Origin of the sequence: uncultured Senegalimassilia sp. (assembly GCF_934636665.1) — a bacterium.
Taxonomy (GTDB): Bacteria; Actinomycetota; Coriobacteriia; order Coriobacteriales; family Eggerthellaceae; genus Senegalimassilia.
Genome location: NZ_CAKUAT010000015.1, coordinates 24,726 through 41,415, shown reverse-complemented (window position 1 = coordinate 41,415; position 16,690 = coordinate 24,726). Strand labels below are relative to the sequence as shown.

Here is a 16,690-nt window from a genome sequence, read left to right as displayed (position 1 = left end):
CGGCTCGGCGTTTTGCCTCCGGCATGCATCCCCCGCGGGGCGCGCCCCGCGAAACCTACGCTTGCGGCCCTCCCGCAAAGGATAGGAGCAACCATGGCAGCAATCATCAATCCTCGCAAGGTGGCCATCGTCGGCTGCGGGTTCGTGGGCTCGGCCAGCGCCTTCGCCCTCATGCAGTCGGGCCTGTTCTCCGAGATGGTGCTCATCGACGTCGATCACGACCGCGCCGAGGGCGAGGCCCTCGACATCGCGCACGGCATGGCGTTCGGCAGCCCCATGAACATCTACGCGGGCGACTACTCCGACATCGACGACGCGGCCATCACCGTCATCACGGCCGGGGCGAACCAGGCGCCCGGCGAGACGCGCCTCGACCTGGTGAACAAGAACGTCGCCATCTTCAAGTCCATCATCCCGCAGATCGCCGAGCGCGATTACCAGGGCATCCTGCTGGTGGTTTCGAACCCCGTGGACATCCTGACCTACGTGGCCCTCAAGCTCTCCGGCATACCCGCTAACCGCGTGCTCGGCAGCGGCACTACGCTCGACACCGCGCGCTTCAAGTACGCCCTGGGCGAGCACCTGGGCGTCGACCCGCGCAACGTGCACGCCCGCATCATCGGCGAGCACGGCGACAGCGAGATCGCCGCATGGAGCTTGGCGAACATCTCCGGCATCCCGCTCAACGACTTCTGCGAGCTGCGCGGCCATACCGACCACCAGCGCAACATGGACCGCATCGCCGAGGAAGTGAAGAACGCCGCCTACGAGATCATCAAGAAGAAGCGCGCTACCTACTACGGCATCGCCATGACTGTCAAGCGCATCTGCGAGGCCATCACCCGAGATGAGAAGCCTATTCTCCCCGTGTCCAACTACATCGACGGCGAGTACGGCCTGCACGACATCGTGCTGTCCATGCCCGCGGTCGTCGGCGCCAGCGGCATCGAGTACCAGGTGCCCATCAAGATCAACGAGACGGAAACCGAGCAGCTCAAGGCCTCTGCCGCCACGCTGCGATCGGTCATCGACAAGCTGGACCTGTAGCGCCCGCGCCTGCCCGTCCCCCTCCAACCGCATAAAGCACGCGCTTTCCGCCCTAAACGCTGACCATCTCGCTTCCCTGTTCACAACTCCACCACACGGAAGCACCTAAACGGGGTACCATCTGCCACGGTTTGCTAGAATGCTGAATACTTACGCAGAAAGAAGGTGCTCATGCTGTCTGGAGATATGGAAAAGCTCTACCCCTCCGCCAAAACCTTGGTGAAGGAATGCGTTGCCAGCCGCCTTCATGCGAAGGATGCAACGCTTTACGGCTTTTCCGACGAAGCGCAGGAATGCGCACAGAATTACATGGGGTGGACGGACCTCGCAACGAATCCGCCGTACCCGCTGCACGAGATTCAGGCATTTGCTGATTCCATCATCGCCCAGGGTTTGAAGTCCGTGGTGCTCATCGGCCAAGGCGGCTCCACCCAGGCGCCCATGACCATAACCAAGTACCACAAGCCGGACTCTTCCCTGGTGCGTTTCCGCACGCTTGATTCCGACTCCCCGGTCCGCGTGCGCGGCATCCTGTCGGAGATCGACCCTCGCACCACGCTGTTCATCGTGTCCTCCAAATCGGGCGGCACCATCGAGCCGCGCCTGGCGCTGCGCGCCGTTCGCGACGCTCTGGCCGACCAGATCTCGGACGAGGAAATGGTGCAGCATCTGGTTGCCATCACCGATCCCGGCTCCAAGCTCGAGCAGCAGGCTCGCGAGGAAGGCTGGGCTGCGGTGTTCTCCGGCGAGCCCACCGTGGGCGGCCGCTTCAGCGCCATGTCCGTGTTCGGCCTGCTGCCCGCCGCGCTCGTGGGCATCAACCTGCAGGAGTTCATGCAGCACGCCATCGAGGCAGAGCGCGCCTGCAGCGAGGACGCCATCGACAACCCGGCCATCGGCCTGGCCGCTTTCCTGTACGACAACTACGTGCAGGGCCGCAACAAGTTCAGCTTCCTCACGCAGAAGCGCGGCCGCGTGCTCGGCCTGTGGATCGAGCAGTTGGTCGCCGAGAGCGTCGGCAAGAACGGCCAGGGCATCCTGCCCAACATCGAGATAGACACGCTGCTACTCAAGAAGGACCCGGGCGACCGCAGCGTCATCATGTACCAAACGAAGAACGACCTGTGGGACGAGCGCCACAACTTCGAGATGAGCCTGTCCTATATCGACCCCACCATCCCGCGCGCGGCGTTCAAGATCGAGTCCGTGTATGAGTTGCCCGAGCATTTCATCATGTGGGAGTACGCCATCGCCATGTGCGGCTACCTCATGAAGGTCTGCCCGTTCGACCAGCCCGACGTGGCATCGGCCAAGGCCGCGGTGCTCGACATCCTGCGCGACGGCCAGCCCGAGCCCGACTACGTGCAGGATTTCATCGATGAGGTGCACATGGGTCAGGTCGAAGTGCGCCAGGCCCCGTGCTTCAAGGACTGCTCCGACGTGCGCGCATCGCTGCGCGCACTGCTCGCCAGCATCCAACCCGGCGACTTCTTCGCGCTCAACGCCTTCCTCCCGTTCACGGGCGAAGGTCGCCGCGAGGCGCTCGAGACCATCCGCCACGGCGTGGCCGAGAAGCGCCGCGTGGTGTCGTGCCTGGAGGTCGGCCCGCGCTATCTGCACTCCACGGGCCAGCTGCAGAAGGGCGGCCCGAACTGCGGCGTGTTCCTCATCCTGTCGGCAGACGAGCTGAAGGACATCCCGCTGAAGGAAGAAGCCGAAAGCCTGGGCTCCTTGGCGAAGGCGCAGGCCTCGGGCGACCTGGTCACGCTCGCAAGCCGCGGTCGCCGCTGCGTGCATCTGCATCTGCCTGATAACTCGGGCGTCACCTTGCGCGCGCTTGCGGAAGTGGTGTGCGACATCTTGGAAGAGCTGCAGCAGGCATAAAGCCCCTCGGCTCAATGGCTGAAACCCAACGCGCGTCGGCAATCTCGCCGACGCGCGTTTTTTGGAATCGGCCGGCGGAGAAACGTAAACCTTAAATGAAAGGGCGTCGTATGATCGAAGCGCTCGACATACAGGTAAAAGGCATCGTGCAAGGGGTGGGCTTTCGCCCCTTCGTGTATCGTTTGGCGAAAAAGTACCAGCTCAACGGCTGGGTGCTCAATGCTGTTGAAGGCGTGTTCATCCACGCCGAGGGCGAGGCGAACCTGCTGGACAAGTTCGTCACCGAGCTGCATATGAACCCCCCGTCTGCCGCGAAGGTCAAGGAGATCGACCTCAAGGAGGTGCCGCTGGAGGGGTTCAACTCGTTCGACATCCGCTTCTCCGACGATCATGACGCTCAGCAGACCACGTTGGTGTCCCCTGACCTTGCCACCTGCGACGACTGCCTGGACGAGCTGTTCAACCCTGCAGACCGACGTTACCGCTACCCGTTCATCAACTGCACGAACTGCGGCCCGCGCTTCACCATCATCGGGTCGCTGCCCTACGATCGCCCCGCAACGTCCATGAAGGATTTCCCCATGTGCCCGCGTTGCGCCGACGAATACGCCGATCCGCTCGACCGCCGCTTCCATGCGCAGCCCGACGCCTGCTGGGATTGCGGCCCGCACATCAGCTGGGTGAACCTTGCGCAAGGCCAGCAGGAGCCGCAGTGGGGGAATACCCGCGAAGCTTCCGACGCCATCTTCGCGGAAGCGGTCAAGCTGCTGCTCGACGGCGGCATCGTGGCGGTGAAGGGCCTCGGCGGCTTCCACTTGGTGTGCGACGCCACGAACCCCGATGCGCTGGCGAAGCTGCGTCAACGCAAGCGCCGCCAGGGCAAGGCGTTCGCCGTCATGGTGGCGGGCGCCGCCGATGCGCGCCGCGTGTGCCATGTCGACAAGGCTGAGCAGGGCGCCCTGGAATCCACCAAGCGCCCCATCGTGCTGTTGCGCAAGCGCGCCGAGGCGCAGTTCGCCGCCGGTTTGGCCGACAACCTTCCCGAGCTGGGCGTCATGCTGCCCTGCACGCCCGTCCAGCACCTGCTGCTCCATGATTTCGCCGAGGCCTTGCGTGCCCAGCAGGGCGATTCGGCGCTTCCCATGCTGGTCATGACCTCGGGGAACCTGCATAACGAGCCCATCGTCACCGACGACGATCAGGCGCTGTCCAAGTTCGCCGGCATCGCCGACGCCGTCCTGGGCAACAACCGCCGCATCCTGTCGCGCTACGACGACTCGGTCCTGCGCGTGGTGCGCGTAGGCGACGAGCAGGCCATCCAGTTCATCCGCCGCGCCCGCGGCTTCGCCCCGCTGCCCATCGCGCTCGACTGCCCCCAGGCTCAGCCCAAGCAGGAAACCCTGCTTGCCACGGGCTCGGAGCAGAAGGCCACGTTCACCCTGGTGCGCGCCGCCGCGGCCGACGACCAGCACCCCGACGCGTTCGTCTCGCAGCATATCGGCGACGTCGAGAACGCGGAAACCTACGATGCCTGGCTCGAGGCCGAGGAACGCTATCGCCAGCTGTTCCAGGAAACCCCGCGTCGCCTCGCCTGCGACGCGCACCCCGAGTACCTCGCAAGCAAATGGGCCCGCGAGCAGGCGCAACGCAACAACCTGCCCTTGACCGAGGTGCAGCACCACCATGCGCACATCGCCTCGGTGCTGGGGGAGAACGGGCTGTTCGGGCCTGTGTGCGGCATCGCGTTCGACGGCACGGGCTACGGCGCCGACGGCCGCGTGTGGGGCGGCGAGGTCCTGCTCGCCAACCAGCAGGCCTACGAGCGCTTCGCCAATTTCGCCTACGTTCCCATGCCCGGCGGCGCCGCGGCGGTGCGCAACCCGCTGCGCATGGCGTACGGCGTGCTGTACGAGTTCGATCTGCTGGAGCATCCCGGCGCCGCTGATGCGCTGCTGGCGCTGGGCGACCAGGCCGAGGTGTGCGACCAGATGATCGAGCGCGGCCTGAACACGCCCTACACCTCCTCGGTCGGGCGCCTGTTCGACGCCGCCAGCGCGCTGCTCGGCGTGTGCCGCCAGCCGTCCTACGACGGCCAGCCGGCCATCGAGCTCGAGGCGGCCATGGGCGCGGTCCCCGAGGGGTTGCCGGCCACCGACGCCTACCATATAGATGTCGTGAAGAATACGGCTACCGAAACCAGCACCGCGCTCGACACGTCGGTCCTGCTGTTCGACGCGGCGCCGGCGTTCAAGGCGCTCCTCGACGACATCGCTTCCGGCGTTCCCGTGGCTACCATCGCGCGCCGTTTCCACGATGCGTTCGTGAACGCCATCGTTATGGCTGCTCAGCTGGTGCAAAGCCTGTACGGCATCACCACGGTCGCCTTGTCGGGCGGCGTGTTCCTCAACCGCTATCTGCTCGAGCATGCCGTGCCGGCGCTGCAGGGCAACGGCTTCACCGTGGCGCTCAACCGCGACCTGCCGCCCAGCGACGGCTGCATTTCCTACGGACAGGCTGTGGTAGCATGGGCAGCAAGAAAAGCGGACGAGACGGCGGGGAAGTAGCGGCTCGAAAGGCGCGCAAGCGCCTGGCGGCGCATCCTCAAAACGTCTCATCATGAAAGGAAGAAGGCAGCGAATGTGCCTAGCTATTCCCGCGAAGATCGCGCAGCTTGACGGCGACGGCATGGCCACGGTGGACATCCTCGGCGTCACCCGCAGCGTGTCCATCGACCTCACGCCGCAGGCGGGCGTCGGCGATTTCGTGCTCGTGCACGCGGGCTTCGCCATCGAGGTTGTCGACCCTGATTACGCTCAGGAAACCATCGACCTCATCAAGGAGTTCCCCGACCTGGCGGGCGACGAGCTGCCCGCCGCCACGGCCTAGGCAACGCCCAACCGGCCGACCGCTTGCAGCCTCGCGGCGTGCAGGCGGTCGGCTTTTCGCATTTCACCCCTCGTACCAAGGAATACGATCATGCAATCCCAGAACATACATCGCAGCCGCACGGTCGATGCCGGCACTATGCAAAACGAGCTGGCGGCGTTCAAGGACCCGAAGCTTGCCCGCGGCCTCATCGAATCCATCGGCAAGCTCGCCCCGGAAGGCGGCGCCACGCTCATGGAGGTGTGCGGCACGCACACGGTGGCTATCGCGCGCAACGGCATCCGCAACCTCATGCCCGAAAGCGTGCGCCTCTCGTCGGGCCCGGGCTGCCCCGTGTGCGTCACCTCGAACCGCGATATCGACGCCGTCATCGCCCTCGCGCGCATCCCGAACGTGACCATAGCCACGTTCGGCGACATGACGCGCGTGCCCGGCAGCACGTCGAGCCTGCTCAAGGAGCAGGCCGCAGGACGCAGCGTGCAGATCTGCTACTCGCCGCTCGACGCGTTGGCCTTGGCGAAGGCCAACCCCGATCGCCAGATCGTGTTCGTGGGCGTGGGCTTCGAGACCACCACGCCGCTGGTGGCCATGGCCATCAAGCGCGCCGCGGCCATGGGCCTGAAGAACTTCAGCGTCTTCGCCGCGCACAAGAACATGCCCGGCGCCCTGGAAACGCTGGTGAAGGACCCGGACCTCAAACTCGACGCGCTCATCCTACCGGGCCACGTGGGCACCATCACGGGCACCAAGCCCTTCGAATTCCTGGCGAAGGAATACGGCATCCCCGGCGTGGTCACGGGCTTCGAGCCCGTCGACGTGCTCCAGGGCATCGCCATGATCATGCGCCAGCTGCACGAGGGTAGGGCGGAGATCGAGATCGCCTACGCGCGCGGCGTCATGCCACAGGGCAACCCCGTGGCCCTGGCCGCCATCGACGAGGTGTTCGAAACCTGCACCGCCACCTGGCGCGGCCTGGGCGATATCCCCGGCAGCGGATACCGAATCCGCGAGGAGTTCGCGCAGTTCGACGCGCTGAAGCGCTTCCAGCCCGAAATCGAGCCCACCATCAACCCCAAGGGCTGCCGCTGCGGCGACGTCCTGCGCGCCCGCATGGAGCCCAGCGAGTGCCCCCTGTTCCGCAAGGTATGCACCCCGGAGAACCCGGTCGGGCCCTGCATGGTCAGCAGCGAGGGCAGCTGTGCCGCCTACTATAGGTACTATTAAAGCGAAACCAAGCATATCGCCACATCTGAGGGCGGCGCAGCAAGCAGGCTGCGCCGCCTTTTTGCCTCAATGGGCACGGTGAACCGCCCTTATCATGAAACGGGAAGCATGAAAACGGTCAAATAACGGCAATATTTGCCGCTTAAGCGAGTGCTCAAGCGGCAAAGCCCCGTATCAAGAACGAAAAGCCGTTAAGTGCTTCAAGGGAACCGTTCGCGGCTCCTAGAAGAGGATTGCTACGCAGATGCAATAACCGAAAACCGATAGACCAAGGTTATCAGAGGGCGCTATTCCCATTGGTTGTGCAAATATGAGCCCTCTGACGAAACATAGACTTGACCATATAAATGCATGCAAATTCGATTCGTACCGATAATCATTCGTGCGAATCGGTTCAATCAAGGAAAATATCCAATAATCGGACGAAAAATGCATAAACGAGTATTTCCACTTTGTTACATATTTTTGTGCACCTGAACAATGAACTTGTGCAAAGTGCCTGAAAATACGTGTAAATGACCTATTGCAGGCGCACAACTCTGGTGTTATAACTATCTCGTCGGCAAAACCGGAACACGAAATGAAACGAACTTACAGGGTTGCCAAGTGATCTTTCCCTCTTAGTGAATTTCAAATCAAAAGGCCGGTTGAGCCAAAGGGTACACAATAGGTAGTGTGCATCGTCGAAGGTGTAGGAAGCACCTTCAAAGAAAGGAGACAGTCATGGCGAAGATTGTCAACTCTTGGAACGACTGGGATCCGTTGAAGCGCGTCATCGTTGGCCGCTGCGATAACTCCATGATCCCGCCCGAGGAGCCCGCAACCTCTGAGAAGGTGCCGGTTGACTCCGAGATGCGCGGCATGTGGGGCCTGCGCCCGCTGCGCACCGTCGAGCGTGGCAACGAGTGCCTCGAGAACCTGGTCAAGGCCGTTGAGGAGCGCGGCGTCGTCGTCGACCGCCCGACCCCTCTGCAGTGGAACCAGGCCATCGGTACGCCGGACTTCCGCAACGATTCCATGATGACTTGCATGCCTCCGCGCGACATCCTGCTGACCGTCGGCAACGAGATCATGGCTTCCGCCAACTCCTTCCGCTGCCGCTACTTCGAGTACCTGGCCTACTGGCCGCTCATGAAGCAGTACTTCGATGAGGATCCCGAGTTCCTGTGGACCCAGGCTCCCCGTCCTCGTCTGACCGACGCTTCCTACAAGCACAACTACTACGACGAGAAGATCACCCTGGAAGAGCGCCTCGTCCGTACCGCCAACAAGGACTTCGTGACCACCGAAGTCGAGCCGATGTGGGACGCCGCTGACCTCATGCGCATGGGCAAGGATATCTTCATCCAGCACGGCCTGACCACCAACCGCACCGCCATGGAGTGGTTCCAGCGCTACTATCCCGAGTACCGCATCCATGCCATGAACTTCCCGGGCGACCCCTACCCGATCCACATCGACGCAACCTTCGTGCCGCTGCGTCCGGGCCTGATCATCAACAACCCGCATCGTCACCCCGCCGAGGGCCAGAAGGAGATCTTCGAGGCCAACGATTGGCAGATCGTCGACGCTGCTCAGCCCGCTCATGACGAGCCGCCCGCGCTGTGCTACAGCTCCGTGTGGCTGTCCATGAACTGCCTGGTTCTGGATCCCTCCACGGTCATCGTCGAGGCTTCCGAGGTTCACGAGCAGGAGCAGATGGACCAGCTCGGCATGAACGTCATCCCCGTTGACCTGCGCGACGCCTATCCGTTCGGTGGCGGCCTGCACTGCTCCACGGCTGACGTTTACCGCGAGGGCGAGTGCCTCGACTACTTCCCGAACCGCGTCAAGGACTGCACGCTCATCCACCCGGAGATGTGGGAGGACTAGGCTATCGGCCTAAACCAGAACCTACTCACGTAGGGCTCTGAACAAGTTATAGAAAGGGGCCTGGCACGACTAGTTCAGCCAGGCCCCTTTTTTAGTTCGCCTTCCAATCCAGTCAACAAGGGTTTTCGATTCGACCGGACAGGATCGAGCTTAGATAGGGGTATCGAAACAAGCACGACCTAGTTTGGTCAGAACCGAAATTGGGTGAATTGGAGGCACCTGTACATGCTACTGGTTTTTTAAGGAGGAACCAATGGCAGACGAAATCAACACTGCGGGCCAGGGGGATGGCTCCCAGGATTATCAAATGAATCGCAAAATGGGCACTATCTTCATGCTCATTTCCGCAACGGGCATGGGTTTGGTGCCGCTGTTCAGCCGTTGGGCTACGCGTACCAACATGTTCGATGCAACTCAGGGCCTGAACGGCTCTGACTCCATCGGCGCAATCATGGCGCTCGGCCGCATGGCCATGGGCGTGGTGTTCTTCGTGATCCTGATGGTCGCCACTCATAAGGTCACCACCTTCAAGAAGCTCAAGCTCACTCCCGCAATCGCACTGGGCGGTCTGATGATCGGCATGTCCCTGGCATGCTACGTCACCTCTACGCTGATGACCACCGTTGCAAACGCCGTTATGTTCATTTACACCGGCCCGGTTATCTGCGTGCTGCTTGCTCGCATCTTCCGTAAAGAGCCCATGAGCCCTCTGCAGTGGGTGTGCCTCTGCGTCGTGTTCATTGGTATGCTGTTCGGCGAGAGCCTTCTCGGCTTCGGCGTGGGCGGCAATGTTTTCGGCCTTGACTTCAACATGGCTACTTCCACCCCGGAATTCCCGCAGAAGATCGTCGGCGACATGTTCGGCCTGCTGTCCGGCGTGTTCTATGGCGCATCCATGTTCTTCAACGGCTATCGTAAGGATGCTGACACGACCGCTCGTGGTGTGTACAACTTCATCTTTGCCGTTATCGGCGCGGGCGTCATCGCTATCCTGATGAACGTCGTTGGCATGGCCACCGGCCAGACCAACTGGATCACCGAGATTCACTTCACTGGCTTCAACTGGATTGGTGCTGTTCTGCTGTGGATCGTTTGCGGTCCTATCGCACTGGGCTGCTTGCTGGTCGCTGGCCGCAACCTGCCGGCAATGGACTACAGCACCATCGCCTACTGGGAGGTTCCCGTTGCCCTGTTCGTCGGCCTGGTCGTGTTCGGTGAGCCCGTTACGCTCAACACTGCTATCGGCATCATCTTGATCGTTGGCGGCGGCGCATTCCCGACCGTCAAGGCTATGATTCAGGGTTCCAAGATGGAGAAGCAGCAGCAAGTTGCTGAGAATCTGTCTGAACGTCTTGCCGAAGAGGCTGCCAAGGAGGAGGAGCGCTAGCATCCGCCAGCGCTAGACGTAGGTGCCTTTGAAAGGAGGCTGCGTCATGAAGGTTACGAATCGCTTAACGCACATCGCAACGAAGGTAAACTTCGAAACCGCAAAGACCGAGGACCAGCTGAAAGCTGCGTTCGAGGCAAAGGGCGTCGCCGGGTTCCCCGCAATGCTCGACATCAAAGAGCGCACGGAGGAGCATGTCCAGTTCATCTCTCTTGATGACCTGCTGGCGTTTGCCAAGGCTTCCGGTGTTGCCGCCGTCACGTATGACGTTACGTATTTCCCGCATGCTGATCAGGGCGAAGTTGAGCGCCAGCTCAAGCAGCTCGGTCACGACCTGGAAATCAGTGCTGAAGTCATTAAGGACGTGTGCGCAACCGAGATTCAGGAGTACCTGGATCTTGATGCTAAGCGTGATGTAGCGGTTCCCGTCCATAGCATCGTCGAGTGCTATGTCAACGGTACGGCTTTCGCGTGGTATGGCCTGAACGACTATCCTCGCCTGAAGGGTGTTGTGCTCCAGAAGCTCGCCCGTGGCGGCCAGAAGGCAAAGCATGACTTCATCATGCGCGCCAGCCGTGCTCAGGTTGACCTGATGGACGAGGACGACATTCCCACGGACGTTGTTCTGCGGTAATAGCTAATTATGGTGGACTGTGCTTATATAAGGGAAGGTGCAGTCCACCATTTTTTGTCGGTTGCGGAACGTAAGTCATGAGGGATAGCGTTTCGCCTGATGAGGGCCCCTATGAAACGGCGAAATCATAGGAGGGGAGCCCTCGAAGAGGAGATTGTGATGGGGATATTCAATACTCTTGGATTGGGTTCGTGTTCGAGCGATCTGAAGTGGTTCCAGGGTGATTTCCATGAAAGATAACGCTCGTTTCGACGCGGAAAAGAGCAAGACCGTACGTAAAGTGGCAACGGCGTCCTTCTTCTGCAACTTCATCGAATGGTTCGACTATGCCACGTATTCGTACTTCGCGGTTGTTATCGCGCAAGTGTTCTTTCCGAACGACGATCCTGCGTTAGCGTTGATTCAAACGTTCGCGGTGTTCGCTTTGTCGTTCCTGCTTCGTCCCATCGGTGCTATTTTCTGGGGCAACATGGGCGACAAGAAGGGCCGTAAATGGTCGCTGACCGTTTCGGTCTTCATGATGGCCGGCGCCACGTTCTGCATCGGCCTGCTTCCCGGGTATGCTGCCTTGGGTATTTGCGCTCCGGCTTTGCTGCTTCTGCTCCGCATGATCCAGGGCTTCTCCGCTTCTGGCGAGTATGCGGGTGCGGCTACGTTCTTGGCCGAGTATGCGCCCACGGACAAACGCGGCATGTATTGCTCTATCGTTCCTGCTTCCACGGCCATCGGCTTGCTGGTCGGCAGCGCTTTTGCGACTGTCATGTACACCATCATGCCAGAAGCCGCGGTGAACGAGTGGGGTTGGCGCATCCCGTTCGTCCTTGCCGGTCCTTTGGGTATCGGCGCGTACTTCGTGAACATCCAGCTCGAGGATTCTCCTACGTATCAGGCGATGCAGCGTGCGCTCAAAGACGCTGAGGCATCTGGTGCCGCCGGTGCTCCGGAGCGTCCGATCCACTGCCTGTTCACGAAGCATCTGCGTAAGCTCATCATCTCCATCGGCGCTGCAATGCTGAACGCCGTTGGCTTCTATGTGGTGCTTACCTACCTTCCGGTATACCTGGAAACGGCCGTCTTGATGCCGAAGAACGAGGCGTCGTTGATCACCACCATCGCGTTGGTAACCTACGTCGCTTTCATTTTCGCGAGCGGGCACTTATCCGACAAGTTCGGTCGCAAGAAGATGCTGATCACCGCATGCGTGTGCTTCATCGTCTTCACCATTCCGGCCTTCATCCTGATGAGCACTGCGAATTTCGTGACCGTCCTGGTGGTCGAGCTGATCATGTGCTTGATCCTCACCATCAACGACGGTACCCTTTCCAGCTACTTGAGCGAGACGTTCCCCACCCAGGTGCGTTACTCCGGCTTCGCCCTGAGCTTCAATATGGCTAACGCGCTGTTCGGTGGCACGGCATCGTTCATCTGCACGTCGCTGATCACGGCGACGGGCTCCACCCTTGCTCCCGCGTTCTATATGGTTGCGGTTTCCTGCGTAGCGCTGGTTGCCATGATCATGTCGCATGAGCACTCGAACAAGGATTTGTCCGAGATCTAGAGGTTCGATTGGGCGATTGCGGGCTCCTCCTACCGCGATCGCCTGGTCATAGCAGGTAAGTTGTTGAAGAATTATTTATTTGGGGATCGCGTTTTGCCGACGCGTTTACTTGGGACGATTCTTCATCGGGCAACGTTGCCGTACGGTAACAACTTGCTTGCAAATGGCTAACATTGATAAGCACACGGTATCATCTTCTTATCCGCCAGTGCATAGGTGGGCCGAATTCGGCTCTGTCTAGAGGGTAAGGAGGTTGAAATGCGAAACAACATCGCTTCAAGGGGAGGCGATGAACTGCCGTGTGCTGCAGTCGGTTTCAGTCTCAAAGCCGCTGCACTGTTCTTAGGGGAAAATCATGAATGCTGACCAACCGAGACCGATTCAGAACGAAACCGAACTTTCCGAGGCTGAAAAGCATAAAACGCTGAAGAAGGTCGTGTTCTCCTCGTTCCTGGGCAACTTCATCGAGTGGTTCGACTATGCCAGCTACTCCTACCTTGCCACCGTCATCGCTTTGGTGTTCTTCCCGGGCGAAGACAAAATGGTCTCAACTATGATGACGTTCGGCGTGTTCGCGCTGGCGTTCTTGGTCCGTCCTCTCGGTGCCATCTTCTGGGGAAACATGGGCGATAAGAAGGGTCGTAAGTGGGCTCTGTCCATCTCCATCCTTATGATGTCCGGCGCCACCTTCCTTATCGGCTGCCTGCCCGGTTACGCGGTGATCGGCGTTGGCGCCCCGCTGCTGCTCCTGCTTATGCGCATGGTGCAGAGCTTCTCTGCTTCCGGTGAATATGCCGGCGCTGCCACGTTCATTGCCGAGTATTCGCCGAAGAACCATCGCGGTTTCTACTGCTCCATGGTTCCCGCCTCCACGGCCGTTGGCCTGCTGGTGGGCTCCCTGTTCGCCACCTGGATGTTCAATACGTTCGGCGCCTCGTCCGACTTCGTGGTGAACTGGGGCTGGCGTATCCCGTTCTGGCTGGCTGGTCCTCTGGGCTACATCACGCACTACATCCGCGAGCATCTCGAAGACTCCCCGGTGTACGCGAAGATGCAGGCCGAGCTTGCCGAGAAGGGCATGAAGAGCGAAGACAAGCCGATCCGCACCCTGTTCAAGAAGCACTTCCGCGTGCTAGCCATCTCCTTCGGCGCATGCGTGCTGAACGCTGTGGGCTTTTACGCTGTTCTGACCTACCTTCCGAACTACCTTGAGGCTACGCTGAACTACGATCCGGGTCAGGCGTCCATCATCACCACCATCGTGCTGGTCGTCTACATCGGCTTCATCTTCCTGTCCGGCCGCATCTCCGACAAGTTCGGTCGCAAGAAGATGCTCATTGCGGCTGCCGCGGGTTTCGTGGTCTTCACCATCCCCGCGTTCTGGCTGCTGAACACGCTTGACTTCTTTACCATCCTGGTGGTCGAGCTGGTCATGTGCCTGCTGCTCACCATCAACGACGGTACGCTTTCCAGCTACCTGTGCGAGACGTTCCCGACCGATGTACGTTACTCCGGCTTCGCCCTGAGCTTCAACCTGGCTAACGCTATCTTCGGTGGTTCCGCTTCCTACATCTCCTTCGCTCTGATCAACTTCACGGGCGACCCGATCGCTCCTGCGTACTACATGGTCTTCATCGCCGTTTTGGCTCTGGGCGCCATGATCGCATCGCACGAGCACACCGGCAAGGACCTGTCCGAGGTGTAATGCGTCCGAACATAACGGCAATCCAAAGATTTGCCTGATGAATGCCGCTCGAGTGTCTGCACTCGAGCGGCATTTCATTTACAATAGGACCATTGGGTTTTTGCGTAAAGGAGACCGATGTGAGTGAGGCGAATCAAACCCCCAAATCGTTGAAGGCTCAGATCACGCGCACGTCGCTTGTGCTTGCCGCTGCGGCGCTTTTGCGCGAACAGGGCCCGAAGGCAGTCACGTATCGCAAGGTTGCGCAATGGGCGGGGGCAGCTTCATCATCGGTAGGATATTATTTCGAATCAACCAACCAACTTCTGTATGAAGCCGGTCGCTACAACATCCAGTTGTGGGCCGAGCGAGCCGAAAACGCCGCGGCCACTGCTGAGTCCATGGACCAGGCCGATTGTCGCAAGCATCTGATCAACCTGCTCATCAGCGCCAGCCTGCCCGATGATTCCGTCAATCCCGCCGCTCACTACATGCAGCTGCTCGCGGCGTCCGAATCCGAGGATGTTACCGAGGCGTACCGCAACGGTCGCGTGCAGCTTGATCAGGCGGTTGGGCGTATCCTCAAGCATGCGGGCGTGGAGATGCCTGCACACGTAGTCGGGGTTGTGGTTGACGGAGCGGCTGTTGCCGCAATCTCCGAGGGCCGTGAGGTTAGGGAAGTCGCAGCCGAGCTTCTGGAGAGCGTCGTAGCAGCGTACGAGGGCTAGGGGCTGTTTGCGCCGGTGTGAACGATGATTCTGCCAGTTTGCTGCCCGAGACACAATGCTGATATACGAAAAAGGCTCGGACCTTATGGTCCGAGCCTTTTTGCATCTTGCGAAGGAGGGGAATTTGGCTTAGATGCCGATCACACCCATGCCGACCAGCACCAGGGCTGCGACGCCAAGTGCGGACACAACGCCCATGCCAACCTTCTCGCCCTTGGTCAGAGCGTAGCCGCGGTCCTTGCGGGCCTTGGCGTATACGAAGAAGCCGGGGATGTAGCCCACGCAGGTGAGCAGCAGGAACGACCAGCCGTTGTACAGCACGCCGACCACCTGGAAGGCCAGGGCGACCAGGCCGATGACGATCTGCGCCACGTTCTTGTCCTCCTTGGCGGAGAACTTGATCTGGTACAGCGCGATGAAGGCCCAGGTGATGACGATCGAAACGGTGCACATGCTGAAGGCGAAGTTGTAGGCATCCTCGCTGAACATCAGCACGATCAGGAACACCTGGATGCAAGCGCCCACGAGCAGCAGGCTCATCTGCGGGGCACCCTTGCTGTTCAGCTTGCCCCAGGACTCGGGGAGCAGATGACGTTCGGCCATTTCGGAAGTGGTCTCAGCGGGCAGCATGGTGAAGGACAGCCAAGCACCTGCAACGCCCACGATGATGGCGATGCTGATGAACGCGCCGCCCCAGCCGGGAGCCATGGAATCGAACACGTAGAGCATTGCGGGGTAGTCGAGCTGAGCGATCTCGGTGTAGCTCATGTAACCGTAGGGGAGCACGGAGCAGCCGATGTAGATGAGCAGCAGGCAAATCAGGCCGATAACAGTGGCCTTGCCCACCTCATGCTTGTTGCGGGCACGGGAGCTCATGACCGCTGCGCCCTCGATGCCGATGAACACCCACATCATGATGATCATGCAGTTCATGACCTGCTCGAACAGACCGCCCATGCTAGCGGCGTCAGCACCCATTTCACCTGCGGCGACGGCGTTGTTGTACACGTTGCCCCAGAAGTCGGCGGTGAAGATGCCGGCGTTGAACATGAAGATGGCGAAGATCAGGAAGATGCCCAGGGAGGCAACCTTCGCCACCATGACGATAGCGTTCAGGAAGGAAGCGCTCTCAACGCCGCGGATGACCAGGAAGGTCAGCGCCCACATGAACAACGAGGCGACGATCACGCACGGCAGGGTGTTGCCAGGGAGGAAGGTGGGGAAGAAGTAGCCCAGCGTGGACATCATCATCGTGGCGAACGCGATGTTGCCCAGCCATGCGGACAGCCAGTAACCCCAGCCGGAAACGAAACCGGCGAGCGGGCCGAAGCCCTCCTCGGCGTACTGGAAGATGCCCTTGAGCTCGGGCTTCTTGGCGCCCAGGTTGTTCAGCGACAGGGCAAGGGCGGCGAAACCGATACCGACGACGGCCCAGGCCACCAGCACGGCGCCGGGGCTGGCGATGCCTGCAAGCTGTCCGGTGATGGCGAACACGCCGGAACCGATGCAGGAACTGACCACCATGCCGATCAGCCCGAACAGGCCGATACCTTTAGCTTTCTCGCTCATGATTTCCCTCCTTAGTAGAAATCAACTGTTTGGTTTCGCCCCTGGACTCCGCTTGTTTAGCCGGACATACCGAACCTGCTTACGGTGGCGAATCTCGTGTTTACAGGCTCAAACGGAACGCAGAGGCGAAACCGATGGAAAACTGCGGGCAGCGCGTCGTTTCGCAAGCTGCCCAAAGGGGAGGCCGATCGATCCGGCGGCCTCCCCGATGAAAACG

General features: G+C 60.5%; 12 protein-coding genes. 11 read left to right on the top strand and 1 reads right to left on the bottom strand.

What is annotated here, in order from left to right; translation table 11 throughout:
- The first annotated feature begins 102 nt into the window (after nt 1-102).
- The 11 genes from Q0G75_RS07080 to Q0G75_RS07030 all read left to right on the top strand — a co-directional run bounded on the left by Q0G75_RS07080 (nt 103) and on the right by Q0G75_RS07030 (nt 14,904).
- A complete protein-coding gene (locus Q0G75_RS07080) occupies nt 103-1,047 on the top strand; it encodes an L-lactate dehydrogenase (protein WP_365910935.1) in 945 nt (314 codons plus the stop codon).
- A 171-nt stretch (nt 1,048-1,218) separates the two neighbouring features.
- Complete coding sequence (locus Q0G75_RS07075; protein ID WP_042432073.1) at nt 1,219-2,931, top strand: glucose-6-phosphate isomerase; 1,713 nt, start codon at nt 1,219-1,221, stop codon at nt 2,929-2,931.
- 110 nt (nt 2,932-3,041) lie between these two features.
- On the top strand, nt 3,042-5,495 hold the full coding sequence (hypF, locus tag Q0G75_RS07070; RefSeq protein ID WP_294415995.1) for a carbamoyltransferase HypF: 2,454 nt from the start codon (nt 3,042-3,044) through the stop codon (nt 5,493-5,495).
- Between the two features lie 73 nt (nt 5,496-5,568).
- Nucleotides 5,569-5,817, top strand: coding sequence for a HypC/HybG/HupF family hydrogenase formation chaperone (locus Q0G75_RS07065; protein ID WP_042432068.1), 249 nt, complete (start codon nt 5,569-5,571; stop codon nt 5,815-5,817).
- Nucleotides 5,818-5,907: 90 nt separating this feature from the next.
- Complete coding sequence (gene hypD / locus Q0G75_RS07060) at nt 5,908-7,041, top strand: hydrogenase formation protein HypD (RefSeq protein ID WP_294415993.1); 1,134 nt, start codon at nt 5,908-5,910, stop codon at nt 7,039-7,041.
- Between the two features lie 723 nt (nt 7,042-7,764).
- A complete protein-coding gene (locus Q0G75_RS07055) occupies nt 7,765-8,913 on the top strand; it encodes a serine/threonine protein kinase (RefSeq protein ID WP_042432063.1) in 1,149 nt (382 codons plus the stop codon).
- 253 nt (nt 8,914-9,166) lie between these two features.
- Nucleotides 9,167-10,300 carry a DMT family transporter gene (locus Q0G75_RS07050; RefSeq protein ID WP_294415991.1) on the top strand — a complete coding sequence of 378 codons (1,134 nt, stop codon included), beginning with the start codon at nt 9,167-9,169 and terminating at the stop codon, nt 10,298-10,300.
- A gap of 46 nt (nt 10,301-10,346) precedes the next feature.
- The gene (locus Q0G75_RS07045; RefSeq protein ID WP_294415990.1) at nt 10,347-10,934 is read left to right on the top strand and encodes a hypothetical protein; all 588 of its coding nucleotides are present in this window, start codon (nt 10,347-10,349) and stop codon (nt 10,932-10,934) included.
- A gap of 229 nt (nt 10,935-11,163) precedes the next feature.
- Nucleotides 11,164-12,492, top strand: a complete 1,329-nt coding sequence (locus tag Q0G75_RS07040; protein ID WP_294415988.1) for an MFS transporter — start codon at nt 11,164-11,166, stop codon at nt 12,490-12,492.
- Between the two features lie 355 nt (nt 12,493-12,847).
- Nucleotides 12,848-14,197 carry an MFS transporter gene (locus Q0G75_RS07035; RefSeq protein ID WP_294415986.1) on the top strand — a complete coding sequence of 450 codons (1,350 nt, stop codon included), beginning with the start codon at nt 12,848-12,850 and terminating at the stop codon, nt 14,195-14,197.
- A 119-nt stretch (nt 14,198-14,316) separates the two neighbouring features.
- A complete protein-coding gene (locus Q0G75_RS07030) occupies nt 14,317-14,904 on the top strand; it encodes a TetR family transcriptional regulator (RefSeq protein WP_294415984.1) in 588 nt (195 codons plus the stop codon).
- 129 nt (nt 14,905-15,033) lie between these two features.
- Here Q0G75_RS07030 and Q0G75_RS07025 read toward each other — a convergent pair whose 3' ends face one another.
- Nucleotides 15,034-16,473 carry a basic amino acid/polyamine antiporter gene (locus Q0G75_RS07025; RefSeq protein WP_294415982.1) on the bottom strand — a complete coding sequence of 480 codons (1,440 nt, stop codon included), beginning with the start codon at nt 16,471-16,473 and terminating at the stop codon, nt 15,034-15,036.
- Nucleotides 16,474-16,690 lie beyond the last annotated feature (217 nt).